Consider the following 25,984-nt stretch of genomic DNA (forward strand, 5'->3'; position numbering starts at 1 on the left):
TTTTATTCAGCGACAGTATTGTTGTTTACGTTGTTTTCTTCTTTCTTGTTTGGAAGCGCACTGGTCGCATTTTCTTCTTTATGTTCTATACTTTTTTTCTCTTCGTTTTCACTTTCAGCCATTATTTCTTCTGAACGTGAAGCCCAAGGGCGCTTTCCGAATATTGCTTCAACATCTTCGGCAAAGATTACTTCTTTTTCAATCAGTAACTCAGCAAGGCGGTTATGGCCTTCCTGATGTTCCTTCAGTATTTCTTTTGCGCGTTCATATTGTTCAGCAATCATCTTCTTTACTTCGCTGTCAATAAGTTCGGCTGTATGTTCGCTATACGGTTTGTTGAAACTGTATTCATCGTTGTTGTAATAGCATAGGTTCGGGAGTTTGTCGCTCATGCCGGCGTAAGCAATCATGCCGTATGCCTGCTTGGTAACTCTTTCCAAATCGTTCATTGCTCCTGTAGAGATCTGTTTGATGAACAATTCTTCTGCGGCACGTCCGCCAAGTGTAGCACACATTTCGTCTAACATCTGTTCCTTGGTAGTAATCTGTCTTTCTTCAGGTAAATACCATGCTGCGCCTAATGCTCTGCCTCGAGGTACGATAGTAACTTTAATCAGAGGATTGGCATACTCAAGAAACCATGAAATAGTGGCATGACCCGCTTCGTGTAAAGCTATTGATCTTTTTTCGGCAGCAGTCATAACTTTGGTCTTTTTCTCCAAACCACCTACTATTCTGTCTATTGCAGCCATGAAATCATCCTTGCTTACAGATGATTTGTCATGTCTTGCGGCAATAAGTGCGGCTTCGTTACAAACATTGGCAATATCCGCACCACTGAAACCTGGAGTCTGGCGTGCAAGTAAATCTATATCTACAGTGTTGTCGAGCTTAAGCGGACGAATATGAACCCCGAATACCTCTTTTCTTTCATTAAGGTCCGGCAGGTCAACATGTATTTGTCTGTCGAAACGTCCGGCTCTTAACAAGGCTTTGTCCAATATATCAGCTCTGTTGGTTGCTGCAAGGATAATAACACCACTGTTAGTACCGAAACCGTCCATCTCAGTAAGCAGCTGGTTCAGAGTGTTTTCTCTTTCGTCATTACCTCCCATACTTGGATTCTTTCCTCTTGCACGTCCTACAGCATCAATTTCATCAATAAAGATAATGCAAGGAGCCTTTTCCTTAGCTTGACGGAACAAGTCGCGTACTCTTGAGGCACCTACTCCGACAAACATTTCTACGAAATCGGAACCTGACATTGAGAAGAATGGTACATCTGCTTCTCCTGCCACAGCTTTTGCAAGAAGTGTCTTACCTGTTCCCGGAGGACCGACAAGTAATGCGCCTTTAGGAATTTTACCTCCTAATTCTGTATATTTTTGTGGCTGTTTCAGGAACTCAACAATTTCCTGAACTTCTTGTTTGGCGGCTGACTGTCCGGCAACATCCTTGAATGTTACTCTGTTTGCACCTTTTTCAAACAATTGGGCTTTACTTTTGCCTACATTGAATACGTTTCCGGCTCCACCGCCATTACCGGCTCCTCCCATTCGGCGCATAATGAATATCCATAGACCTATAAAGAAAATTATAGGTAACAGATTCCAAAACACTACTCCAAAGTAGTCACTGTCTTTTTCATATCTTATAGAGCCGGTAAAGTTCCCGTTTTTTTGTTCTTCGTCCAAGAACTTATCTAAAGACTCCATTGAACCTATTTGGGTTTTTACGGATGGACTTTTCCCTACTTTTGTAGCATCTTTCTTGAATACATCAACTATGTTTTCAGGTTTGATGTACATTTCTACAGAGTTGTTGTCGTATGCAATGATTTTGTCTGCATATCCTTTACTTACCATATCCTTAAATTCAGTATAAGTTATTTCCTTGCTCATACTGCCTTCGTCGCTGGTAAAATATAAATAGCCTATAAACAATGCTATTATTATGTATAGCCAGCTTAGGTTTGGTCTTGGCATATTGATTTTTTGCTTATTCGAATTATTGTTCATGTCGCGTTTAAATGTGAATTAATGATGATTAGTCTAAATCAGGAATTCTTGTCAGTTTTGCATCAGCCCATAGATGTTCCAGATTATAAAAATCCCTTTGCTCCGGCAGGAATATGTGTGCAACCACATCGTTATAGTCCATTGCAACCCATTGGGCGTTTTTAGTACCATCAATGGCATAAGGCTTAATGCCGATTTCTTCTCTTAGATGGTCTTTTATTGATTCTGTGATAGCCATTACCTGACTTGGTGAATTTCCATTGCAGATTATGAAATAATTACAGATAGTGTCTTCTATGTCCGAAAGGTCTGCTATTACAATATTTTTACCTTTTTTTTCTTGAATGCCTTCTACTAATTTTTCTATTAAATCTTTAGTTTCGTTCATTATTCTAAAATATAGACTTTTAAGTTAATATACATAATATATGGCAAATATACTTGGTTTTCTGTATTCCACGAAATATAGATAAAGTTTTCTTTTTCTTTTTGTACTTTTTAGAGTGATTTTTGGATTTATCCACTATTTATAAAGGTGTAAAGGTGGATTTATATGATTTTTTTTGAAAAAAAACGGAGAAAATGTTTGTATGTAATGAAAAAGTTGTACCTTTGCAGCGTCAAACAGGAAAGGTTGACAAGCAGAGTATAATTGGGCTATGGTGTAATGGTAACACAACAGATTCTGGTCCTGTTTTTCTAGGTTCGAATCCTAGTAGCCCAACTCTTTAATTTAGTTTTTTTATAATTGGGTTATGGTGTAATGGTAACACAACAGATTCTGGTCCTGTTTTTCTAGGTTCGAATCCTAGTAACCCAACTGAAAGAGCAGTTTTTAACTGCTCTTTTTTGTTGTATATAGTTCAAAAAAATAATGGCGAGATTGAACTCGCCATTATGATTAATTGTTTATAGTTTCGTCTATAGCTTCGATTTTCTTCTGAGTCAATGTTAAATCGTTTTTTAGTTTTTCTATTTTTCTTGCTATATCGTTTACAAGAGAGTTACCTTTCTTTGAAGATGAGTTAAGGAATCCAAGATTGTTTTCGTAAGTCTTGATTTCACCTTTAATTCTCTCGTATATTCTCACAAGTTTTTCTCTTTCCTTATATAAGTTATTCTCTTTTTTAAGTCCTGATTTATAATTGCTCAGTTTCTTTTCGCTTGCCGAAAGATTGGCTTTATCATAAATCTTGTTTACTAAATTATGGAATTCTTTGTATAGCCTGTCTTTGTCTTTGAAAGGTACAAATCCAATGCTGTTCCATTCAGTAATCAGTGATTTTATTTTGTCTGCAATAGTTTCATCATATACTTCTGTTTTTTCGAGCTCTTCTATTTCCTTAAGCAGATTTTCTTTCTTCTTAAGATTTTCAAGCTCTTCAGTACGTTGTGATGAAGTCGCTTTTGATTTCTGTTCGAAGAAGTAGTCGCAGGCACCGATAAATCTTTTCCATACAGAGTCTGAATATTTTTTAGGCACAGGTCCTATAGTCTTCCACTCTTTCTGGAGCTTTGCTAATATTTCTGCGGTTTCTTTCCATGCAGTGCTGTCTTTCAGTGACTCCGCCTTTTCGCATAATTCTTTTTTCTTTTCCAGATTCAATGCCATATTTTCCTTGGCCATTTTGAAGAATTCGGCTTTTCGCTTGAAGAATTCGTCGCATGCCGCCCTGAATCTTTCGAATATTTTAAGATTCATTTTCTGGGGAGCATATCCAATGGTTTTCCATTTGGTCTGAAGTGCAAGTATCTCCTGGGTTTTGTCTTCCCAGTCGGTGAAAGTTGTGAGCTTGTCGTATTCCATAGCTTCAGCTATCTCGCAAATCACAGTTTTCTGGTCAAGGTTATTTTGTTCTTGTTCTTTCAGGTCCTCAAAATGTTTCTGGTGTCGTCTGTTAACAGTAGTAGATGCTGCTTTAAATCTTGCCCAAATGCTTTCGCGCATTTCTTTTGCTACAGGACCTATTTCGCGGAATTCCTGATGAAGTTTCTGTAATTGATGGAATGCTGAAATTACGTCCGGTTCGTCTGCAAGTTTTTCGGCTGCTTCGCAGATACGTGTTTTCTGTTCAAGATTTTTTTTGAAATCATACTCTCTGAACTCGTTGTTTAGTTTGAGCATGTCATAGAACTTTTCAGTATATAACTGATAAGTTCTCCATATTTCGTTAATCTTGTTTGCCGGAATGAGTTTAATTTCGTTCCATTCCTGCTGGAGACTTTTGAACTCATTGTAGTTCTTTCCTGTATCTTCTGAGAGTTCTGTAAGATTTTTCATTTTCTCCAGAATTTCCAGTTTCTTTTGCAGATTGTCTTCCTTTTCTTTTTCAATTGCAGCTACCATGGAGTTTCTTTTTTCCTTTATTTCAGACAATACGGATTTTAATTCGGCTTCCAGAGGATCCGTTGCCGGAACAAAGGTGTCAGGTTCACCGCCCGATTCAATATATGCTTTACGACTTGCTTCCTGTTCGGCTTTATGCAGTTTGTAGTAAGTCTGTTTAAGCAAGTCTATTTCCTGTTTTTCAGCTTCACAGGCATTGCTGTTTATTTCTTTTAAACGCTGTATAACCTCTTCTTTTGTTTGTTTAGGTTCATACTTTACGTTATCTGTTGATTGTTCAACAGTAGGAACCAAATTTTCAGCTTCATTAGTCTGAACTTCGGTTGGGCGGTTTGTTTCATTAACTTCCATGCGTATATAGATATTTAAGAATGTTGCTTTATAAAAAAGTTATAATTACAAATTAAAGAAATAATATTTAAAAAACATAATTTTGTGTCAGTAAATTTGAATTTCAGGTGTAAAATATATAAAAATAATATATTGGAATATACTTGTGTTTAAATGGTTTGATAGTTCCTTTTACGAAAGTAGAACTGTGATACCCATATACAACATCATTCCAATGATGTCGTTTGTAATGGAAATAAACGGACCTGTAGCTATAGCAGGGTCTATTTTCAGCTTCTCCAATGTCATTGGAACTAACGTTCCGAATATTGATGCAAACATTACTACTGCAAACAAGCTTATAGATACTGAATAGCTTACAGTTGCTGTAGCGCCAAATCGTATGAAATTATATATATATACCAATAGTGAGATAATGGATGCGTTGATTAATGCTACAACCGATTCTTTGGCAATCTGCTTGAATGTGTTGGCAGAATCGAGCGAACTGTTTGCAAGTCCTTGAACCACAAGCGCCGAAGACTGTGTACCGACATTACCTCCGGTACCGCCAATCAATGGAATGTATAATGCCATTTCCGGATGTGCTGCAAAAGTACTGTCGAAATTCCCTAAAATCATGGAGTTGCCTATTCCTCCGAGCATTCCTATAAGCAGCCAGGGTAATCGTGCTGTGGTCTGTCTGAATACATTATCGTCCGATTCTACGTCTTGCGAGAGACCGGATGCCAATTGATAATCACGTTCAGCCTGTTCACGAACCTCGTCCATAACGTCATCGACAGTGATACGTCCGACCAAACGGCCTATACTGTCAACCACGGGGACTGCTACAAGGTCGTATTTCTCAATAATCTGAACCACTTCTTCTATAGGGGTGTCAACATGAACCGATACCGGATCTTTTTTCATTACATGTTTGACTTTCGACACAGAGGGGCTTGTAATCATTTTTTTCAATGGGAAAACTCCTCTTAGTCTTTCATCATCGTCAACTACGTAAACATAGTAGATTTCGTCCATGTCTTCAGCCTGTATTCGCATTTCCCGGAGACACTCTGGCATACTCCAGTTCTCTTTTACGATAACCATTTCTGTACCCATGAGTCCACCGGCTGTATCTTCGTCGTATTTCAGAAGATCGACGATATCTCCGGCTTGTTCAATATCTTCAATATGCGAAAGTACTTCTTCCTGCTTGTCTTCGTCCATTTCGCGGATGATGTCAACGGCATCGTCCGAATCCATGTAGTCAACAAAACGTTTGGCGATAGTTTCTGAAGGCAGTATATCCAAAAATTCTTTACGGGCGTCCTCGTCCATTTCCACAAGTACGTCCGCTGCGGTTTCATTGTCCAATAGTAAATAGACAAATCTCGCGTTCTCTGCATTAAGCTCATTACAGAGTTCTGCAATGTCGGCAGGATGTAAATCATTAAGAAGTTCTTTAACTTTGTCAGTCTCCTTATTCTCGATTAGTTCCGTTATTCTTTTGATTTCTTCACTGTTCATCCTGGTCAGCTTTTAGTGGTTCTTTGAAATAAAAGTATTTTTACTCTTGGCCTACTGTTTTTACATTGTCAGCCAGAGCTTTTTCTACCTTATTGGTTAGTTCTATAAATTCCTGTACAGACAATTGCTCAGGTCTTTTGTTGAATATAGGGTCTGCGCTTAATGGATTGTCTTTTGCCAATATCGGTGAAATGGAATTTCTTAAAGTTTTTCGTCTTTGGTTGAAAGTGGTTTTTACTATCTGTTTGAACAGCTTTTCGTCACATCCAAGGTCATGTGTGTCGTTTCTGGTCATTCTGATAACAGCGCTTTTGACTTTAGGAGGTGGATTGAATACATGTTCGTGTACGGTAAACAGATATTCTACATTATACCATGCCTGAATCATTACACTTAGTATTCCGTATGTTTTATTTCCCGGCTTGGCGGCGATACGTTCTGCCACTTCTTTTTGTATCATACCGGTACAGCAAGGAATAATCTCCTTGTTGTCAAGCATCTTAAAGAATATCTGGCTTGAAATATTGTATGGGTAATTGCCTGTCAATACGAATGGTTTTCCGTCGAACAGATTTGAAAGTTCCATTTTAAGGAAATCTTTTTCAATTATATTGTCTCCCAATTCACCAAAGTTTTCTTTAAGATAGGCAACCGATTCGAAATCCAGTTCCACTACTTTTAAAGGCCTGTTTTTTGCTATTAAATATTGTGTTAGTACTCCCATTCCAGGGCCAACTTCAAGCACAGGAATATCCGGACATGAGTCAACTGTATCTGCTATGTCTTTTGCTACTTGGAGGTCTTTGAGGAAGTGCTGTCCTAAAAATTTCTTTGGTTTAACTAATTTCATTCTTTATAAAAATATTTCTTTGAGATAATGTGGTATTTATTCAGTTAAGCATTGTATATTTGCATTGTGCAAAGTTACATAATAATATCTAAATAAATTCAGATTTTGGAACGAAGTGAGTCAAAAAAACTACTAAATAAACTTTGGCAGGTGCTTTTGCCTGTAGTTTTAGGCGTGGCTATACTTTTATGGACATACAAGGGATTTGATTTTGAAAGAGTATGGTCTGTTTTGGATGGAGAAGTTAATTATTGGTGGATGCTTTTTTCACTTGTGTTTGGAGTGTTTGGGCATTTATTCCGCGGATGGAGATGGAATTTGTCTTTGGCTCCTCTGAATGAATATCCGAAATTGTCTAATAGTGTCTATGCCATTTTTGTATCCTATGCGGCTAATCTTGTGATACCGAGGATAGGAGAAGTTTCCAGATGTGGAGTGCTGGCGAAATACGATGGCGTTTCATTTTCGAAATCTCTTGGAACGGTAGTGACCGAACGTATTATAGATTCGTTATGTGTGGTAATGATAACATTTGTAACATTATTACTTCAGTCTGGTGTTTTCGCAAGATTTATTAAAGAAACAGGGACAGATACATCGTTTATATTCCATCTTTTCACTTCAACTAATTTCTATATTACGCTTGCTTGTATCATCGCGCTTATATTATTGGCATATTATCTATTCAGAAAGCTTTCCGTGTTCGCCAAGGTAAAGGGGATATTGAATGATATATGGCTTGGTTGTATGTCTTTGCGTCATGTCGATAATCTTCCACTGTTCATTATATATACCATAGGAATATGGTTATGCTATTTCCTGCAGTTCTATGTAGCATTTTTCAGTTTCGATTTTTCATCCGATTTAGGACTTATGGCCGGGTTGGTGATGTTCGTTGTGGGAAGTATTGCTGTAGTTGTTCCAACTCCCAATGGAGCCGGACCTTGGCATTTTGCTGTTATCACAATGATGATGATGTATGGCATAAGCAAGGATGATGCAGGAATATTTGCGCTTTTAGTGCATGGAATTCAAACTTTTTTACTAATTTTGTTAGGAATATATGGATTAGTGGCTTTGCCGCTTACCAATAAACAAAATAAACCAACAAACTCATAATCAAAAAACAAACTCTATGAGCGAAATTCTTTCTTTAGCTCCACAGAATGTGTGGAAACATTTTCATTCTATTACACAAATACCTCGTCCGTCAGGACATTTGGAGAAAATTCAGTCATTCTTACTGGATTTCGGTAAGAGTGCCGGTGTTGAAGCTTTTCAGGATGAGGCTGGAAATATTATTTATCGTAAACCGGCTACTCCAGGAATGGAAAACCGCAAGACTGTTATTCTTCAGGCGCACATGGATATGGTACCTCAGAAGAATAAGGAAACTGAACATGATTTCGTGAAAGATCCTATACAGACTGTTGTCGATGGCGAATGGGTCAAGGCCAAAGGTACTACTTTGGGTTCCGACAATGGTATGGGTGTGGCTGCAATAATGGCTGTAATGGAGGACAAATCGTTGAAGCATGGTCCGTTGGTAGCTCTTATCACATCAGATGAAGAAACTGGAATGTATGGTGCCTTTGGTTTGAAGCCTGGTACTATTGAAGGTGATATTTTGCTGAATCTTGATTCAGAAGAAGAAGGTGAACTTTATATAGGTTGTGCCGGTGGAGAAGATCTTACCGCTACTTTGGAATATAAAGAAGAAGAAACTGATCCCGAAGATGTGGCTTTGAAGGTTACGCTTAAGGGATTGCGTGGCGGACATTCTGGCATCCAGATAGGTTGGGGACATGCAAATGCCAATAAATTGATGGCGCGCTTCCTCAATCAGGTTATTACATACGATGAGGCTTGTCTTGTTTCGTGGGAAGGCGGAAATATGAGAAATGCTATTCCGCGTGAATGCGAAGTGGTAATTACTGTTCCTGAAACAGAAGTTGAAGATGTTATAGCTTTCGTAGGCGAATGCGAACAGGTATGGCGCGATGAATTTGCCACTATCGAAGACGGCATAACTTTCACTGCCGAACGTGTGGAACTTCCTAAATATATGGTACCTGATGAAATCAGAGACAATCTTGTAGATGCGATATTTGCCTGTCCTAATGGAGTGGAGCGCTTTATACCTACTATTCCTGATACAGTGGAAACATCTTCTAATCTCGCTATTGTTGAGATTGGTGGAGGTAAGGCGGCTATAAAAGTCCTTACACGCAGCTCACGTGAATCTATGAAGGATTATCGTAATACAGCTATTGAAAGCTGTTTCTCAATGGCAGGTATGCATGTAGTTCGTTCGGGAGGCTATTCAGGTTGGGAACCTAACGTCAATTCGCCAATCCTTCATGCGATGAAGGCATCATATAAGGCACAATTCGGAGAAGAACCTGAAGTGAAGGTTATACATGCCGGACTGGAATGCGGTATCATCGGTGCCGTGATGCCAGGTCTGGATATGATTTCATTCGGTCCTACATTGCAGTGTCCTCACACTCCGGAAGAACGTTGCAACATACCTTCAGTAAAGAAATTCTATGATTTCCTTATCGCTACTTTGGAGAATACTCCGGTAAAGTAAGCAGTGTCTTAAAATAAATTAAGCCAGCTAATTCATAGTACGTTTATTATGAATTAGCTGGCTTGTTTTTGTTATATTTGTCTTGTAATATTTGGCGTTACACGTACGTGTAACGAGCGTGACACGAACGTGTGACGCGTGTGATACGTATGTGTAACGGTCGTAACACGAACGTGTCACGCTAACTATGTCTCGATAAAAAAATTACCCGACCTTTACTTTTAGTAAAAATCGGGTAATTACTTCGTGGAGCTGGAGGGAGTCGAACCCTCGTCCAAACAAGGAAGCCATATGCTTTCTACATGCTTATCTCTGCCTTCGGTTTTCGTGCATAAGCAAGACCAGAGCCACCCACTTATACCTTAGTCCTTAAATCTCACCCGAGCCGCAGGACAAGACTCAAGCTATTCCCGATTTTGCTGCACCGCTATATCAAACGCTTCGGAACAAGAGCTTTTGAGCGATGTCTCGTTTCTGTCACTGTGACAGAAATAAAGCTAATCTACTATACTTCGATTAAGCAGCGAGAGCATAATTTTCGTTGCCAGATAATTGTTCAGTAACTGAGATTATAGTGCAAATCACTGACGCACTGCATGCTTACATACCACATCTCTCGCTGTCAAAACCAAACAACCCCAGACGTTAGTATTAAATTGTCTGCAAAAATAATAAAAAACTCTCTAAGTACCAATTCCTATGTATAAAATATATATTTTTGAACATTCAAATCATATCCAAAGTTTAATATTATGAAGAAAAGAAACCAAATTGTTCTATTGTCACTCTCATTATTGTTTATGGGATGTACTTCTGTAAATAAAAAAGGAAAGGAAGCAGACGGTGCGAATAAGGATTCGCTGGTGTTCGTGACCGGCAGTTATTCCGCCGAGAATGAGGAAGGCATCAAGGTATTCACATTTTCTCAAGACGATGCCGGATGGGCCTGCAAGGGCGGCATCAGCGGAGTACCTAATCCTTCGTTTCTTTCGGAACTGACCGCACGGAATATCATATACTCCGTATCCGAGGGCGGAGGTGACAGTTCGTTTCTTTATTCTCTGAAATACAGTCCGGACAGCATGAGGCTTGAGGTTGCAGGCAGGGATATGACGGGGGGAGCGTCGCCGTGTTTCGTCATGGCGGACTGGAGTAGAGGCAAAGCCTTCACCGCGAATTACTCCGGCGGGAGTCTTACTGTGTTCGATGCGGATGGCGGAGGGAATGTGGCGCGGCGGAAGGTCCTGAATTTCCGGGGTAGGGGCGTTCATCCTTCCAGACAGGAGAAGCCGCACGTTCATTCGGTGTATTATTCGCCTGACAGCAGCCGTATCTGGGCATGCGATTTGGGAACGGACAGGATAAGGGTGATTCGTGCGGATGATTTTACATATACGGGCGAGGAAGATATAGTGTTGCCGGATGGCAGCGGACCCAGGCATATGTGTTTTCATCCGAACGGGAAGCGCGCATATGTGATAACGGAGCTGAGCGGTGATGTGGTGGTGCTGGATATTAAAGACGGCGGTATGGCGGAGATAATCCAGACGGCGAAGGCCGATACGGCGGGAGGAGAGGGAAGTGCCGATATCCATTTGTCGCCTGACGGAAGATTCCTTTATGCTTCCTGTCGTCTGAAGGGGGACGGACTGGCAGTGTTCAGAGTTTCTGCGGAAACGGGAAAGATAGAACGGACGGGGTATTGCCCTACGGGAAAGCATCCGCGCAATTTCGCGATAACTCCGAACGGGAGATATATCCTTGTGGCGTGTCGCGACGAGGATGCTATAGAGATATACGAAGTGGATAAGGATACGGGAATGCCCGTGGATACAGGAAAAAGGATACCGGTCAAGGCTCCGGTCTGCGTGAGATGGATAAAATAAAAAACAATCCTTTCGGGGATTGTTTTTTATTTTATGATATGTTATACGTAGGTTTCAAGGAACTTGACCTCGCCATCTGGTGTTACTTCCAGATTCCTGATTGTAGCCGGGAAAAGAACTGATTCGCCGGCCTGCATGCGGATGCTGTTTCCTTCGTTGTCTTTTATCGTACATGAACCTTCCATGCAGATATAGATGACAAATGAATCGAGTTCTGAATAATCCATGGTCATCGGCTGTGAAAGATGATATACCGAAGTAGTGAAATATGGGCACGTCACCAATTCTACAGGGCGGTCCTTGCAAGGAGTGTAGGCGGTGCGGTAGTCCGGCTGTACGCTGTAGTCTATTGCCTGTTTTGACAGTTCGGTGTGCAGCTCGCGTGTACGGCCGTTCTTGTCCTTGCGGTTGAAGTCGTAGATGCGGTATGTGATGTTCGATGTCTGCTGTATTTCGGCTATGAAACATCCGGCTCCGATGCTGTGTATCCGTCCTGCAGGGAGGAAGAATACGTCGCCGGGACGGACGGCATAGTCTGCCAGGGCGTCGCAGATGGTGTTGTCGGCTATCATCTGTTCGTACTGTTCGGGCGTGATGCTGCGGCTCAGACCCGAGCGCAGGTGGGCGCGGCCTCCGGCATTGTCTATCACGTACCACATCTCGGTTTTGCCCATGGAGTTGTGGCGCCGCATGGCGAGTTCGTCGTCAGGGTGAACCTGGATTGAAAGATCGTCACGGGCATCGATGAATTTTATCAGCAGCGGGAACTTGCCGCCGAAGCGTGTGTAGTTGGCTTCGCCCACCAGGGCTCCTTTATATTCCTGAACCATCTGTGTGAGGTTCTTTCCGGCATCGGCTCCGTTTGCCACTACCGATTCGTCGCCCGGGACGTCGGATATCTCCCAGCTTTCGCCTACGTTGGGCTGTGTGCAGTCAAGGTGTTTGAACGGAATGATTTTGTCGCCACCCCAGATTGTGGTTTTCAGGATGGGACGGAATTTCAACGGATACATAATTTTTATGGTTTTTATAGGTTATGATTACGGACGTAAAGATACGTCAAAAATCATTACCGTGGTTGCTGTCGGGAGGATTTTCTGATAAAAGAGCCGGGGCCGTCGCGCTGTGTGGCGGCGGTCCCGGTGTGTGTTTTCCCGTGGGGGTATGTGTATTTCCGTGTTTCCGGAGAATCAGAGGGTCCATCCTGCGGTCCAGTTGTCGTCTGTCGGAACGGCTCCTTTGTAGTCGGTTGCGGTGAAGAATGAGTCGGCGGACATGTCTTTTCCTCCGTCTGTTGTACCTATGAATTTGTCTTCAAGTTCGAAAGTGGCGTTTGTCTTGTTGCCTTCGGCTGCCTCGAAAAGATCGTTGGTGTAGATGTTCTGTTTTGATGACAATACGCCTGATATTTCTACGAAGTTCAATCGGGATATTCCGTTTTTCAGCGCGTTTTCTGTGTTGTCGGTTTCCACTGTGAGAGGCTGCTCCTTGCCTGTGATGATGGCGTTGTAGAGTTCTACTTCGGTGCCGGCACGCAGGCGTACTCCGCGGCCGTCGTTGCCGTTGCCCACGAGTGTCAGATTCGACAGTACCGGATGTGATACGGGTGTGAGCGAGTTGTCCTTGTCGTTGCTGTCGCATTCCATAAGGCAGTCGCAGTCATAGCCCAGTGTCTCTTCGTTTTCCTGGTATGCCACCATGAACTGACCTTTTCCGCACCAGCCTTCTGTCCAGTCGAACGAGTCGTCGCTACAGCTTGTAGCTACCATGTATTTTACGTTTACTGTTCCTCCGAAGAATTCAAAACCGTCGTCGGAACCGCGGTATGCCTGCAGATGGTCTACTGAGGTTCCGCTGCCCACGCCGTAGAATGTCACTCCGTTGGCTTCCTTATCTTCGCTGAATGCATATCCTGTGTATTCCAGACGGATATAGCTCAATTTTCCGGAGTTGTCGGCCGCGTCGTTGCCGCCGTATGCGGCGTCACCTATTTCGGATGTTCCCTTGCCGCCCTGTACGTTGATAGGCGCTTTTCCGCAGATGTGGAGTCCGCCCCATGCTCCGGCTTCCTTCTTTTCGGATGTCATGACGATTGGGTTTTCGGCTGTACCCGCGGCATTGATTTTGGCTCCCTGTTCCACCAGGATGTAGTCAACGGTGTTGTCGTGTTTGGCTATGATTGTCACTCCTTCTTCTATGGTGAGTGTGGCAGGGCTTTTCACTGTGTAGTCGCCTGTCAGATAGTATGTCTTTCCTGCAGCCAGGGTGACATCGGATGTCACTGTGCCTTTCAGCTCTTCTATCTCCTGAGCTTCCGATCCGCTTGAAAGTGTCCATCCTGCTGTCCAGTCGTTGTCCGACGGAACGGCTCCGCGATATTCTGCGGCATCGAAGAATGAATCTGCTGTGCTCATATTCCGGCCTCCTTCGGCTGTGCCGACGTAGAATGACTCGAGCACGGGCGCAAGGTCTTTCACTTCGTTGTTGTTTCCTGCAGCGAGGAAGTCGCTCTGTGTGTAGATGTTTTCCTTGCTTGTGAAACCTGAACCGATGGTTACGTAGTTGAGTTTTGACTCGCCGTTCTTCAGGGCGTTTTCAGTAGGTGCGGTTTCTACTGTGAGGCATTGTCCCTTGCCTGTGATGATGGTGTTATAGAGATTGACCTTTGTTCCGGCACGAAGGCGTACGCCCTGTTTCTCTCCGCCGTTACCCACAAGGGTTACGTTGGCCAGTGTAGGGAATGACGTCGGAGTGGCTTCGAAGTTGGTGCTGTGGTTGTCGCATTCCATCAGGCAGTCGCAGTCGTAGCCTATCTCGTCCTTGCTGCCCTGGTATGCCACGAGGTACTGGCCTTTGCCGTTCCAGCCTTCTGTCCAGTCGAAAGAGTCGTCGCTACAGTCGGTCACTACCGCATGGCGGATATTTACCGAGCCGCCGAAGAACTCGAAACCGTCGTCGGAACCCATGAAAGCCTGAACGTAGTCTACTGTTGTACCATTACCAACTCCGTAGAATGTGATACCGTTTGATTCCTTGTCTTCGCTGAAGGCATAGCCGGTGTATTCCATGCGGACGTATTTCAGAACGCCGGAATTGTCGTCAGCTTTGTCGCCTCCGTATGTGGCGTCACCGATTTCTGATGTGCCTGTGCCCACGTTTGTAGGTGCGTATCCGCAGATGTGAAGTCCGCCCCATGCTCCGGCTTCCTTCTTCTCGGATGTCATTACGATGGGCTGTGAGGCTGTACCCTGCGCATCGATTTTTGCTCCCTGCTCTACGAGGATGTAGTCTACTTTATTGTCGTGTTTTGCCTCGATCTTTACTCCCGGCTCAATCTTCAGGGTGGCTCCGTTCTTTACGTGGATACCTCCGTCGAGGGTGTAGGTTTCGCCTGCTTTCAGAGTCACGTCTTCTGTGATGTCGGCGTTCAGGAGATTGTTGGCGATGTCGCCGTTACCGCCGTCGCCGATAGTGTCCTCGGTACATGCTGTTGTGAGCATCATTCCTGTGGTTGCCAGTGCAAGAGTGGCAAGTTTCCAATTCTTTTTCATAAACAGTTTTAATTTTGAAATGTTTTTGATGTTATCTTATTCAATTTACCTTAGTCAGGTTTATCTCTTATTGCCTTAGTCAGGATAGTCTCTGATTTCCTTAGTCAGGATTATCTCTTATCGCCTTAATCAGGTTTTTCTTTTATAGCGTGTACGATACTCCTATTTCGAAGCTGCTTCCACGCTTGAACTTTTCCACTTCAAGTGTCTCGCCTGTCTTCGGTACCTCCTGACGGAAGATTACAGGCTGGTTGAGCAGGTCGTTTATCTGGAGTTTTACCGCTACACGGCTGTTCAGCTTCATGCTTCCGGCAAAGTTCAGGGTGTGGACTGCCTGCTGCTTTACGTCGCCAAGGCCTGAGATACCTACTGTGTGGATGCGTGGGCCCTGCAGATTGTATAGAATGGCGGCTGATATCTGTCTGTCTTCGTCTATGCGCGGGCTGTATGTGATGTCAGCATTTACCAGGTATGGCGATGCTCCCTGCAAGGCGCGCTGGGCGTTGGTATATACTCCTCCTTCGGGAAGCTTCACGTTGGTGTACATGAACGAGGCGTTTGCTCCCAGGCGCAGGTCTTTGACTATCTCCTTGCGGAACTCCACTTCCACTCCGGCTGCCATACCGTTGTCGGCATTTCGGAACGACTGGATTGTGGCTCCTCCTGAAAGTTCCTGGATTCGTTCTATCGGGCTCTCAAGGTGCTTGTAGTAGGCGGTTACGGAAAGCATGTCGCCGTTTTCCTTGAAGAGTTCGTAGCGGAGGTCGAAGTTGTAGTTGTAGCCGTTCTGCAGGTCGGCGTTACCGCGGATCTGCGACGCTCCGTATGATTCCTGGTAGAGGAAGGGGGCCATCTCGATGAACGAAGGGCGTGTCACTGTGCGCGAGAATGAGAGGCGAAGGCTGTTCTCGCTGTTCATCTGATAGCGGAAGTTGGCTGCCGGGAAGAGGTCTCCTGTGTTCAGCTCGCTTCTCTCGGGGCGTCCGCCGTCGGTGTGGTAGTCAACCCACTGGCGGGAGTATTCGTATCTCACTCCGAGGTTTATCAGCAGAGCTTCCATCGGGTAGTAGTCGGCAAGGAGGTATCCGGCAATGATGCTGTTGCCTGCCTTGTACTGGTCCTTCGGCTGATTCACCAGGTTGATGGTGAGAAGTTCGTTCTCGATGTTCTCCTGGTTTATGTAGTCGCTCGGATTGTAAATGTCGGTGATTGTCGGGTTCAGCTTGTTCAGATTGTAGTAGAAGCGTGTGGCCTTGTAGTCGCGCTGCTTGTCCTTGTAGGTCACTCCGGCCTGTATCTTGTTGCTGTCGCCGAATTTATAGTCGCTCATGAGGTTTGCCACCCATTCGTTTTCGTCCAGCGATCCGAAGTATCTCATCGTCTCCTGGCGGTTCAGCTTGAAGAGCTCCAGCGAGTTGTCGTCCTGCACTTCGAACATCACCTGGCGTCTGTCCGGTTCGGCACTCGATGTCTTGCTGTACGAGCCGCTCCAGTTGATGCTCCATGCGTCCTTTATGTAGTGCTTGCCGCTCAGCTGGTGGTTCTGCAGGCTGTAGATGTGCGACACGCTGTTGCTGCCTATCAGATTGTGGTCCTCGTAGTCCACACCCTCGCGGCGCATGTATGTGTCCGAGGCGTTGCGGGCGTAGAAGAATGTGTAGCTCAGCAGGTCCTGCTTCCTGAACGAGTAGCCTATGCTGGCGAGTGAGGCCAGTTTAAGTTCGTTTGTATAGCTGTCGTATGCGAAGTTGTTCAGTGTGTTTCCTGTAGCTTCAAGCGTGCGTACGTATGCGTCCTTCATCAGCTGCTGTCCGTTGCTCACGCCTACGGATGCCAGTACGCTCAGGTTGTTTCCTGCCAGGTCGATGTTCTTGCCGAAACCTATGTTTCCGCCGAACTCGGGCAGGGCTTTTCTCTTGGAAACATCAAATGATGTATTGAAAAGCTTGTTGTGGCGGGCATAGTTTTCGAAATCTGTCAGATCCATTTCTGTATATGTGCTGTTCAGCTTTGGAGTTCTGAAGAGAGTTCCTTCGTGGTCCATGCGGTACATATCCTGGCCCAGAGTATTGAATTTGCCGCCTGTATTGAATGAAATGTTGAAGAAATCTTCGCCTGTCTGTTCTTTCGTGCCTATATCGATGTGCGCTCCGGAATAGTCGGCGAAGGTGTTTGCCTCATATACCTTGCTCACTGTGATGTTCTTCACTGTGGATGTAGGGAATATGTCGAGCTGGATAAGTTTGTTGTCCGGATTAGGCGATGCTATCGGAAGTCCGTTCAGTGTGGTGGTGCTGTATCTGTCGCCCAGGCCGCGCACGATAATCTGTCCTGCCGACGCGATTGATATTCCTGAGATTTTCTTCACTCCTTCTGCCACGTTCGAAATACCTTTTGTGCTCATCTCCTTTGCACCGAGGTTCTCTATAGCCACGCTCGATTTCTGTCTCTCCATCATCAGTGCGCGTTCTCCCTCAAGGTTTTTCTTTGCCACCACTGTCACCTCGTCCAGCTGCTGGTTGTCGGTGTTCAGTGCTATTACTGTTTCCCCTTTTACACTTTTATCGACTGTTATTCTTCGGGTTTCGTATGCCACGTATTGGATTATCAGTACATCTTTGTCAGTGACGTTCTTAATCTCGAATTTTCCGTCGATGTCTGTCACCGCGCCTGTTGTTGTTCCTTCTATCTGCACTGTTGCCCCGATAAGCGGCTCGCCCGTAGCTTTGTCAATTATCACTCCCTTGAAATCAATGGCCTGTGCTGTTACTGCTGCCATCAGCAGGGGAGATGCAAGCATCAGTTTCTTAATGTCATTCATTCTTTTTTACCCTTTTGTTTCCGTGGGCAAAATTATGGCAGCGGTGTTACTTGGATGTTTCCATATGTTTATAATACGTTTACGTATCGGTTACAATATAATTACATTGCTTTCGGGGGATAAACAAGAATCGCCGGCTGAATATTTGTCCCAGCCGGCGATTCTTATGTCTATATAGACTTTAATATATATATGTTATTAAGTTGTTTACAGAATTTTGTCAATTAAAGAGCGGATACTTACATTCCTGCCACTGCCTCTATTCCTCCGTACACACTGCTCAATATTCCCAGCAGAATTATTCCTGCAAGGCAGATGGCAAGCGATGCGCGTGTCAGCCATGGGCTGCGGAAGTATGGCAGCGGACTGTCGTTAGGGGTGATAAACATGGCTTTTACTACCAGCAGATAGTAATAAAGCGAAATCACTGTATTGACAAGGGCTAGGAACACTACCAGCCAGTGGCCTGCATTGAATGCTGAAGCGAATACGAAGAACTTGCTGAAGAATCCTGCGAATGGAGGAATTCCGGCAAGGGAGAACATGGCTAGAGTCATTACGAAAGTGAGTTTCGGATTTGTGCGGTAAAGTCCTGCGTATGCCGCACGGCTTACGGCATATTCCGATTTTACTGTTTCTTCCGAGCGTGAAAGTGCATTCTCGGGAAGTTCGCCTTCTACATTGTTTGCATCGGCATAGTTATCGCCAAGGGTATGTCTCTCTATTGCTCCTATCACTCCGAACACGGCCAGATTGGCTACTATATATACTGTGATGTAATATATCAGCGAAGTTGTTCCCTGGGTGCTGCCTGCCATCACAGCCAGCATGATATAGCCGGCCTGCGAGATACTGCTGTAGGCCATGAAACGCTTCATGTTGTCCTGAAGGATGGCGAAGATATTTGCCAGTGTTATTGTGGCTACTATCACGATGCTGAGCATCAGTTCCCAGCGGTCGGACATCTGTGCGAACACTTTAGTCAGGATGCTCATCAGCGCGAAGGCCGCGGCTCCTTTCGAGATGACTGACAGATAGCCTGCCACGGCTGTGGGCGCGCCCTGGTATGTGTCCGGCGTCCACATGTGGAATGGGACAAGACTCAGCTTGAAACCCAGGCCTGCAAAGAAGAACACCATGGCCAGAATTTGCAGCGGTGTGCCTGTGATGCCGGCAGTCATGTCGGCAAAATAGGTTGTTCCGCATGTTCCGTAAATCAGTGAGAGTCCGTATAGCATGAGTCCGGACGAGAACATAGAGTTCAGTATGAACTTTGCCCCTGCTTCGGCACTGTGGTGCTTCCATTTGTCGAATGCGATGAGACATGCCATCGGAATGCTGGCAAGCTCAAGTCCCACATAGAACAGGATGAAGCTTCCGGCACTCACCATGAAATACATTCCCAGCAGTGTGCTCATTGTGATTACGTAGAACTCGCCTGCCTTGTGGCGTGAGTCCGGCGATGAAATCCATTCGCCTGCCTGCATGAACACGAGCAATGTTCCTGCAGTGAGTATAGTCTTTACTACGGATGCGACAGGAGTGCAGTGATACATCCCGCCGAAATATTCTCCGGCTGACGGCTGTATGTTCAGAATGATTTGTATCACCATCAGCGTGCAGGCCATTGTCCGTAATGTCTTGTGATGAGGCTCTTTCATTATGAGGTCGGCCAGGAGGATTATCACCATCATGGCTGCCAGAGTGATTTCTGCCTGCATTGGTATAAATTGAAACATATCTTTTTGAGTTTTTAAGTTCTTAAGTTCTTTAGTTTTTTAGTTCTTAAGTTCTTCTGTTTGCTTATGTTATCATCAACAAACTTACAAACTTACAAACTTATAAACTTACCTTACTATTGCCGAAATAATAGGTTCCACACTGTGGCTTATCACATTGCTTACCCAGAACGGAGCAAGTCCGAGTCCGGCTACAGCAGCGATAAGGCAGATAACAGTGAAGCGTTCGTCCCATGTGGCGTCTGTAAGTTTCAGATGTTCCGGATTTTCGCAAGTTCCGTACAGAATCTTTCCTACCACACGGAGGATATACACGGCAGTTATCACAATACTCATTGTAGCAATCACTGTACAGACACGGTGGAAGTTATCAGGGTTCTGGAACGAACCTACAAATACAGTCATTTCGGCAATGAAGCCGCTCAATCCGGGAAGACCGAGGTTGGCAAGGCCGGCAATGACGTATCCCACTGCAAGGAAAGGCATAATCTTCATCAGACCTCTGAGCTGGCGGATGTCACGTGTGTGGGTTCTTCCGTAAATCATACCGATAAGAGCAAAGAAGAGGGCTGTCATAAGTCCGTGGCTGAGCATCTGAAGGATGGCTCCTGTGGCACTTACCTTAGTCATCATAAGCAGGGCGAAGAGAACCAGACCGCAGTGGCTTACCGAAGAATAAGCGTTGATGTACTTCAAGTCTGTCTGAACCACGGCGCTGAATGCTCCGTACACCACGGAGATTGTAGTCAGCACGAGGAAGAAATCTCCCCAGATAGCGGCACCTGTAGGCATAAGATACATGGCAATACGGAAACATCCGTAACCGCCAAGTTTCATCAATACACCGGCATGAAGCATAGACACTGCTGTAGGTGCTGACGCGTGACCGTCAGGGCTCCATGTGTGGAACGGGAAAAGAGCTCCCAGCACGCCGAAGCCGACAAAAACCAGCGGGAAGAACAGACGCTGGAACTCGGTAGGTATCTTGTGGTTCACAATCTCTAGAATGTTCATCGTCTCGGCTCCGGCACCGTAGTAGATACCCAGGATACCGATAAGCAGGAATGCCGAACCACCCATCAGCATAAGAGTAAGCTTCATGGCCGCGTATTCCTTCTTTCCGCTTCCCCATACTCCGATGAGCAGATACATAGGGATGAGCGCCACCTCGTAGAACATGAACATGGTGAAGAGGTCGGTAGAGATGAAGAAACCGAAAACTCCGGTGCTCAGCAGTGTGAACCAGAGGAAATATTCTTTTGTCATCGGCTGCAGACGCCATGAAGCGAATGTACCGGTGAATACTATTATCGAGCTTAGCAGCAGCATCACTACGGAGATACCGTCCACTCCCACGGAATAGCATATATTCAATGGCTCATACCATGGAGTGCTTGCGGTGAAGAGCATTTCTTCTGTAGCTCCTCCGTTTCTCAAACCGATATACGCTACAGTGAGCCATACTGACAATCCCAGCAATACGGTAGATCCGGCTACCATAACCGCTCTTACCTGATTTATGCCTTTCGCCAGCCACAGGCCCAGCAGCATTACCAGAGGGATGATTACAAATAAACTTAATATATTCATTGTTTCAATTAATAATTAAAAATTAATAATTAAAAGCAGAAAGCTTGTTGAGTAAATGTGGTTTTATCACAGCAGGATAAGTGCCGCAGTCAGGATGATGATACCTCCCAGGAACCACATTGTGTAAGTCTGGATCTTTCCGCTCTGTACAGGCTGTGCAGTTTCGCCGGCCGCGTTCGTGCCCCATGCCATGAAGTTCATGAACTGGTCGATTACGTGGCGGTCGAACCATGCAAGCGGAGTAGAGACGCAGCGGAAGATAATCTTCTTCGTCACGAACAGCCAGAGTTCGTCCATGAAGAAACGCTTGTAGGCGGCATGGTGCAGACGGCTGAACCTTTTCTGGAGCATGTCTGCCACAGGCTGAGTCTTTCCGGCGTACATCCATGTAGCCAGGATGATAGCCAGCACAGCCACCACGATACTTGTAGTTGCCACTGTGGCATCAAGATGAATGTCGTACGCATGTCCGTTGCTCGAAACGAAATGTCCGAAAGGCATCGCCCATCCGGCCACAACCGTGATAGCCGCAAGGATGACGAGAGGCAATGTCATAACCACAGGACTTTCGTGCGGAGTGTGGTGCGCATAGTTGTCGTTTGTCTTTCCCCAGAAGATGCAATAGTACAGACGGAACATATAGAAAGCAGTCATTCCGGCGATGATGGTCATTATCCATCCGGCTACAGGACTGAAGCGGAAACAAGCCGCCAGGATTTCATCTTTCGAGAAGAAGCCTGAGAAAGGAGGAATACCCGCGATGGCAAGACACGCTATGAGGAATGTGATGTGAGTGACAGGCATATATTTCCTGAGTCCGCCCATGAACGACATCTCGTTGCTGTGGACAGCATGTATCACACAGCCTGCGCCGAGGAACAGCAGTGCCTTGAACATGGCGTGAGTGAACAGATGGAACATAGATGCCATATAACCCAGTCCGCCTTCGTGCGGGTCAAGACTTGTAGATACGCCCAGCGCAACCATCATGAAGCCAATCTGCGATATGGTAGAGAAAGCCAGCACGCGCTTGATGTCGCTCTGCACGCAAGCCACCGTAGCCGCATAGAAAGCAGTGAACATGCCGATGTATGCCACCCAGTGAAGAGTCTCGGGAGCGAAACCGATAAACAGCGGGAACATCCTCGCCACGAGATACACACCTGCCACAACCATCGTAGCCGCATGAATCAGCGCCGACACCGGAGTAGGACCTTCCATCGCGTCCGGCAGCCAGATGTGCAGCGGAAACATCGCACTCTTTCCGGCACCACCCACGAACATCAGTCCCAGAGCCCATGGCAACACCATACCCGCCTTCATCAGCTGCTCTTCGGAAGGAGAGAAAGTGAAAGTCTGCATGTAGTAGCCGTAAATCAGGATACCGATAAGGAAGCCCAGGTCGGCAAAGCGTGTAACGATAAAGGCCTTTTTCGAAGCCGCGATAGCCTCAGGCTTGGTGTAGTAGAAACCTATCAACAGATAAGACGAAACTCCCACAAGCTCCCAGAACACGTACATCTGGAAGATATTCGTAGCCACCACCAGTCCGAGCATTGAGAAAGTGAACAGCGAGAGGAAAGCATAGTAGCGCTGGAATCCGCGTTCGCCCTTCATATATCCGAACGAATAGATATGCACCATGAGCGACACCGTGGAGATAACCACCAGCATCATCACCGAGATAGGGTCGAGCATGATGCCCATGTCGATGTGCAGCGACTCGGTGAACGGCAGCCACCGGAAGTTCCACGGAGTAGAGACAGGCAGCAATCCTTCGGCAGTACGTGGCGCGCCGAAATATCCGATGGCCGTGATGTAGCTCAGTACAGCGACAGCCGCCAGCGACAGTGTACCTATCGTTCCCGCCACCTTATGAGGCATTTTCATTCCTGCCAGAGCCAGAACCAGGAAGCTCAGCACCGGCAGAGCCAGTATAAGTATTGTATATTCCATTTTTTGAGTTTTTAAGTTTTTGAGTTTTTAAGTTTTTGAGTTTTTAAGTTTTTTGTTATGAGTTTTTTAGTTTTTAAGTTTTTTAGTTGGTTGTCGTCAACAAACTTACAAACTAACAAACTAACAAACTAACAAACTGACAAACTAACAAACTTACAACTATTATTATCCCTTCATTTCCGAAATATCGTCAGTCAGAATCTTATTGATATTCCTGTATACATTTATTATTATCGCTATTGCCACAGCAGTTTCGGCAGCGGCTATGGCAATGCCGAACAGACTGAAGAAATGTCCTTCCAGCTGTCCCGGAAAGAGATATCTGTTGAACACCGCAAAGTTGATGTTCGTGGCGTTAAGCATAAGTTCGGCCGAGATAAGCAGAGCCAGCAGGTTCTTTCGTGTGAAGAACCCGTAAATTCCGCAGAACAGCATCACGGCGCTTATCACCAGATAGTGTATAACGTGTACTTCTATTTCAATTTCCATAATTCCGATTCTTATTTTTTCATCATTTTCTTTTTCTGGCAATCATGATTGCACCTATCATACAGGCCAGCAGCAGCACGCTCATAACCTCGAAAGGTAGTACGAACTGATATTTCCCTGTTCCGATAAGTGCCTCGCCGATATTCTTCACCGGCAGCTCCACTCCCTGAGGAATGATGTTCAGGGCGAATCCGTTTGTGGCGATAATGAACATCACCAGTGCCATACCCACCAGCGTGGTGAGCAGCACGCTTATCATTTTGCCACGTCCTATTTTATATTTCATGGTTCCCGACGAGCGTGTCAGCAGGATGGAGAACACATACAGTACGATGATACCTCCGGCATACACCATCAGCTGCACCGCGCTCAGGAATGTGTAGCCCAGGATGGCATATATCCCCCCTGTGGCAAGCAGCACGAACAGCAGATAAGTGGCAGACCGCAGGATGCTGTTGGTAGTGACAGCCAGCACTGAGAAAACTATTATGCACAGCGCCACTACATAAAATGCTATTTCAAAAAGTGAAAACATGTTTTTTTAGTTTTTAGTTATTAGCTTCGCTGACTGCTGGCTAGCTTCGCTGACCGATGGTTCATTCAAAGTCATCACCAGCTTTTCTCTCTCGAACACGGCGTTTTCGAAATGATTGCTGAAACGTATCGCGTCGTGCGGACATGCGTTCACACACAGTTGGCAGAACATACATGCCCCCAGATCGTATTCATATTTCAGCAGGACCTTCTTTTTCTTTCCGTCTTCGGTTTCGCGTGTCTCGCTTGTTATGTTTATCGTGCCGTTCGGGCAGGCCATCTGGCACAGTCCGCACGCCACGCATCTGTTCTCTCCGTTCTCGTCCTTGGGCATCACCAGCATGGCGCGGTGACGTTCCGGTATGTACAGAGTAGTGTGTCTGTTCTCCGGATAGCGTTCCGTCACCTTCTTCTGCATGAACACCTTCATCGAGGTGCGCATACCCACCAGCAGGCTTTTCACTCCGAACGCATATCCGCTTATATAATCTTTAAAAGTACTCATCTTAAGTTTTTGAGTTTTTTCAGTTTTTTCAGTTTTTTCAGTTTTTAGTTTACGGTATTAAAACACCAGTCCGAACACCTTCATTACCGTCATCACCATCAGCACCAGCAGCGACAGCGGCATCAGATACTTCCATTCCAGGATCAGCACCTGGTCAATTCTCAACCGTGGGAAAGTCCATCTTATCCACATCAGCAGGAACACCACGAAGAAAGTCTTGCCCACGAACCATATCACTCCCGGAATGCAGTCCATCGCCATGTTCAGTCCTTCCAGCCCCGCAATGTGCAGCGGCATCCATCCTCCGAAGAAAAGCGTTACCGCAATGCCCGCAGTAATGAACAGGTTCAGGTATTCCGCCAGATAGAAGAAACCGAAGTGCATACCCGAGTATTCAGTATGATACCCCGCTGTAAGTTCCTGTTCCGCTTCCGCCAGGTCGAACGGAGCGCGGTTGGCCTCCGCATTTCCCGCTATCAGATAAATGATGAAAGCCATCACCGCCGGGACGTGTCCCTTGAAGATGTTCCACCCGTTCTCCTGATACGCCACAATCTCCTGGATGTCCATCGTCCCGCACAGGATAACCATAGTCAGCACGCTCAGGCCGATGGAAAGCTCGTAGCTGATAATCATCGCACCGCTTCGCACGGCACCGATAAGCGTATATTTGCTGTTGCTGCTCCATCCCGCCAGCAGGATGCCCAGCACACCGATGGACGAAGCCGCCAGCACGAAGAAGATACCGATGTTCATGTGCAGAATCTCTCCCCCCTTGTTCCATGGCAGACACGAGAATGTCAGTATCGACGCCATGATCACCAGGAACGGAGCCAGCCCGTACAGAAACTTATCAGAGTTTTTCAGCGAGATAATCTCTTTCGTCAGAATTTTTATAACGTCCGCCGGAACCTGCAGAAGCCCTCCACGACCCCCCACACGGTCCGGTCCGATACGGCATTGGAAAGCCGCGCACACCTTACGCTCCATATATATCAGGATGATGGCCAGCACGGCATACATCACCATGATGAACACACCCACGGCAATACCTTCGATGGTGAAGGCCAGCCATTCGGGCATCAGGCTGCACATCGTGCTGTGTATCCACATCAGGAGCGGCTCAAGATTATAATAGTCAAACATTTTTTTAGTTTTTTAGTTTTTTAGTTTTTAAGTTAGATACTAGTTGACTAGGTTTTTAAGTTAGGTACTAGATACTAGTTGACTAGGTTCCCTAGT

17 protein-coding genes, 2 tRNA genes, 1 other RNA gene and 1 pseudogene are annotated in these 25,984 nt (G+C 45.4%); 5 read left to right on the top strand and 16 right to left on the bottom strand.

Annotation, left to right across the window (positions count from 1 at the left end; all coding sequences use genetic code 11):
• Window positions 1-2 precede the first annotated feature (2 nt).
• Both ftsH and rsfS read right to left on the bottom strand, forming a co-directional pair.
• Complete coding sequence (gene ftsH / locus H6A27_RS00365; protein ID WP_477005001.1) at window positions 3-2,018, bottom strand: ATP-dependent zinc metalloprotease FtsH; 2,016 nt, start codon at window positions 2,016-2,018, stop codon at window positions 3-5.
• A gap of 28 nt (window positions 2,019-2,046) precedes the next feature.
• Window positions 2,047-2,406, bottom strand: coding sequence for a ribosome silencing factor (gene rsfS / locus H6A27_RS00370; protein ID WP_204403316.1), 360 nt, complete (start codon window positions 2,404-2,406; stop codon window positions 2,047-2,049).
• Between the two features lie 265 nt (window positions 2,407-2,671).
• Here rsfS and H6A27_RS00375 point away from each other — a divergent pair.
• Together H6A27_RS00375 and H6A27_RS00380 are read left to right on the top strand one after the other, a co-directional pair.
• Window positions 2,672-2,742 (top strand) — tRNA-Gln (locus tag H6A27_RS00375).
• Between the two features lie 25 nt (window positions 2,743-2,767).
• A tRNA-Gln gene (locus H6A27_RS00380) sits at window positions 2,768-2,838 on the top strand.
• Between the two features lie 81 nt (window positions 2,839-2,919).
• On the opposite strand, the gene H6A27_RS00385 is transcribed toward H6A27_RS00380, so the two are convergent.
• The 3 genes from H6A27_RS00385 to rsmA all read right to left on the bottom strand — a co-directional run bounded on the left by H6A27_RS00385 (window position 2,920) and on the right by rsmA (window position 7,078).
• Complete coding sequence (locus tag H6A27_RS00385) at window positions 2,920-4,716, bottom strand: DUF349 domain-containing protein (RefSeq protein WP_204507283.1); 1,797 nt, start codon at window positions 4,714-4,716, stop codon at window positions 2,920-2,922.
• A 171-nt stretch (window positions 4,717-4,887) separates the two neighbouring features.
• Complete coding sequence (mgtE, locus tag H6A27_RS00390) at window positions 4,888-6,228, bottom strand: magnesium transporter (RefSeq protein WP_204403312.1); 1,341 nt, start codon at window positions 6,226-6,228, stop codon at window positions 4,888-4,890.
• A 40-nt stretch (window positions 6,229-6,268) separates the two neighbouring features.
• Window positions 6,269-7,078, bottom strand: a complete 810-nt coding sequence (rsmA, locus tag H6A27_RS00395; RefSeq protein WP_204403310.1) for a 16S rRNA (adenine(1518)-N(6)/adenine(1519)-N(6))-dimethyltransferase RsmA — start codon at window positions 7,076-7,078, stop codon at window positions 6,269-6,271.
• Window positions 7,079-7,183: 105 nt separating this feature from the next.
• Between rsmA and H6A27_RS00400 the strand changes: the two genes are divergently transcribed.
• Together H6A27_RS00400 and H6A27_RS00405 are read left to right on the top strand one after the other, a co-directional pair.
• Window positions 7,184-8,197, top strand: coding sequence for a lysylphosphatidylglycerol synthase transmembrane domain-containing protein (locus H6A27_RS00400; protein WP_204403308.1), 1,014 nt, complete (start codon window positions 7,184-7,186; stop codon window positions 8,195-8,197).
• A 16-nt stretch (window positions 8,198-8,213) separates the two neighbouring features.
• Window positions 8,214-9,671 (top strand): aminoacyl-histidine dipeptidase, encoded by a 1,458-nt coding sequence (locus H6A27_RS00405; protein WP_204403306.1) that lies wholly within the window; start codon window positions 8,214-8,216, stop codon window positions 9,669-9,671.
• A 244-nt stretch (window positions 9,672-9,915) separates the two neighbouring features.
• On the opposite strand, the gene ssrA is transcribed toward H6A27_RS00405, so the two are convergent.
• Window positions 9,916-10,311: a transfer-messenger RNA gene (gene ssrA / locus H6A27_RS00410) on the bottom strand.
• A 112-nt stretch (window positions 10,312-10,423) separates the two neighbouring features.
• Between ssrA and H6A27_RS00415 the strand changes: the two genes are divergently transcribed.
• Window positions 10,424-11,557, top strand: a complete 1,134-nt coding sequence (locus tag H6A27_RS00415; protein WP_204507284.1) for a lactonase family protein — start codon at window positions 10,424-10,426, stop codon at window positions 11,555-11,557.
• A 41-nt stretch (window positions 11,558-11,598) separates the two neighbouring features.
• On the opposite strand, the gene H6A27_RS00420 is transcribed toward H6A27_RS00415, so the two are convergent.
• The 10 genes and pseudogenes from H6A27_RS00420 to nuoH form a co-directional block, all read right to left on the bottom strand.
• Window positions 11,599-12,570, bottom strand: coding sequence for a type I phosphomannose isomerase catalytic subunit (locus H6A27_RS00420; RefSeq protein WP_204507285.1), 972 nt, complete (start codon window positions 12,568-12,570; stop codon window positions 11,599-11,601).
• A gap of 1,311 nt (window positions 12,571-13,881) precedes the next feature.
• A pseudogene (locus H6A27_RS15070) lies at window positions 13,882-15,108 on the bottom strand (hypothetical protein); the annotation flags it as partial.
• 142 nt (window positions 15,109-15,250) lie between these two features.
• On the bottom strand, window positions 15,251-17,929 hold the full coding sequence (locus H6A27_RS00430) for a TonB-dependent receptor (protein WP_204507287.1): 2,679 nt from the start codon (window positions 17,927-17,929) through the stop codon (window positions 15,251-15,253).
• 239 nt (window positions 17,930-18,168) lie between these two features.
• On the bottom strand, window positions 18,169-19,668 hold the full coding sequence (locus H6A27_RS00435) for an NADH-quinone oxidoreductase subunit N (RefSeq protein WP_239469511.1): 1,500 nt from the start codon (window positions 19,666-19,668) through the stop codon (window positions 18,169-18,171).
• A 108-nt stretch (window positions 19,669-19,776) separates the two neighbouring features.
• Entirely contained in the window at window positions 19,777-21,258 is a 1,482-nt protein-coding gene (locus H6A27_RS00440) for a complex I subunit 4 family protein (RefSeq protein ID WP_204507288.1), read from the bottom strand.
• Between the two features lie 66 nt (window positions 21,259-21,324).
• On the bottom strand, window positions 21,325-23,214 hold the full coding sequence (gene nuoL, locus H6A27_RS00445) for an NADH-quinone oxidoreductase subunit L (protein ID WP_204507289.1): 1,890 nt from the start codon (window positions 23,212-23,214) through the stop codon (window positions 21,325-21,327).
• Window positions 23,215-23,379: 165 nt separating this feature from the next.
• The gene (gene nuoK, locus H6A27_RS00450) at window positions 23,380-23,703 is read right to left on the bottom strand and encodes an NADH-quinone oxidoreductase subunit NuoK (protein WP_204403292.1); all 324 of its coding nucleotides are present in this window, start codon (window positions 23,701-23,703) and stop codon (window positions 23,380-23,382) included.
• 22 nt (window positions 23,704-23,725) lie between these two features.
• Complete coding sequence (locus tag H6A27_RS00455) at window positions 23,726-24,238, bottom strand: NADH-quinone oxidoreductase subunit J family protein (protein WP_204403290.1); 513 nt, start codon at window positions 24,236-24,238, stop codon at window positions 23,726-23,728.
• A gap of 6 nt (window positions 24,239-24,244) precedes the next feature.
• Window positions 24,245-24,742, bottom strand: coding sequence for a NuoI/complex I 23 kDa subunit family protein (locus H6A27_RS00460; protein WP_204507290.1), 498 nt, complete (start codon window positions 24,740-24,742; stop codon window positions 24,245-24,247).
• 57 nt (window positions 24,743-24,799) lie between these two features.
• Entirely contained in the window at window positions 24,800-25,888 is a 1,089-nt protein-coding gene (gene nuoH / locus H6A27_RS00465) for an NADH-quinone oxidoreductase subunit NuoH (RefSeq protein ID WP_204507291.1), read from the bottom strand.
• Window positions 25,889-25,984: the final 96 nt, after the last annotated feature.

The organism is Bacteroides caecigallinarum (genome assembly GCF_016902295.1).
Taxonomy (GTDB): domain Bacteria; phylum Bacteroidota; class Bacteroidia; order Bacteroidales; family Bacteroidaceae; genus Phocaeicola; species Phocaeicola caecigallinarum_A.

Bases quoted from the DNA above. Each gene is read 5' to 3' on its own strand.
- mgtE (WP_204403312.1), bottom strand. From the start codon at position 6,228: ATGAACAGTGAAGAAATCAAAAGAATAACGGAACTAATCGAGAATAAG.
- nuoL (WP_204507289.1), bottom strand. From the start codon at position 23,214: ATGGAATATACAATACTTATACTGGCTCTGCCGGTGCTGAGCTTCCTG.
- nuoK (WP_204403292.1), bottom strand. From the start codon at position 23,703: ATGGAAATTGAAATAGAAGTACACGTTATACACTATCTGGTGATAAGC.
- nuoH (WP_204507291.1), bottom strand. From the start codon at position 25,888: ATGTTTGACTATTATAATCTTGAGCCGCTCCTGATGTGGATACACAGC.
- H6A27_RS00420 (WP_204507285.1), bottom strand. From the start codon at position 12,570: ATGTATCCGTTGAAATTCCGTCCCATCCTGAAAACCACAATCTGGGGT.
- H6A27_RS00440 (WP_204507288.1), bottom strand. From the start codon at position 21,258: ATGAATATATTAAGTTTATTTGTAATCATCCCTCTGGTAATGCTGCTG.
- H6A27_RS00385 (WP_204507283.1), bottom strand. From the start codon at position 4,716: ATGGAAGTTAATGAAACAAACCGCCCAACCGAAGTTCAGACTAATGAA.
- ftsH (WP_477005001.1), bottom strand. From the start codon at position 2,018: ATGAACAATAATTCGAATAAGCAAAAAATCAATATGCCAAGACCAAAC.
- H6A27_RS00455 (WP_204403290.1), bottom strand. From the start codon at position 24,238: ATGTTTTCACTTTTTGAAATAGCATTTTATGTAGTGGCGCTGTGCATA.
- H6A27_RS00460 (WP_204507290.1), bottom strand. From the start codon at position 24,742: ATGAGTACTTTTAAAGATTATATAAGCGGATATGCGTTCGGAGTGAAA.
- rsfS (WP_204403316.1), bottom strand. From the start codon at position 2,406: ATGAACGAAACTAAAGATTTAATAGAAAAATTAGTAGAAGGCATTCAA.
- H6A27_RS00415 (WP_204507284.1), top strand. From the start codon at position 10,424: ATGAAGAAAAGAAACCAAATTGTTCTATTGTCACTCTCATTATTGTTT.
- rsmA (WP_204403310.1), bottom strand. From the start codon at position 7,078: ATGAAATTAGTTAAACCAAAGAAATTTTTAGGACAGCACTTCCTCAAA.
- H6A27_RS00430 (WP_204507287.1), bottom strand. From the start codon at position 17,929: ATGAATGACATTAAGAAACTGATGCTTGCATCTCCCCTGCTGATGGCA.
- H6A27_RS00435 (WP_239469511.1), bottom strand. From the start codon at position 19,668: ATGTTTCAATTTATACCAATGCAGGCAGAAATCACTCTGGCAGCCATG.
- H6A27_RS00405 (WP_204403306.1), top strand. From the start codon at position 8,214: ATGAGCGAAATTCTTTCTTTAGCTCCACAGAATGTGTGGAAACATTTT.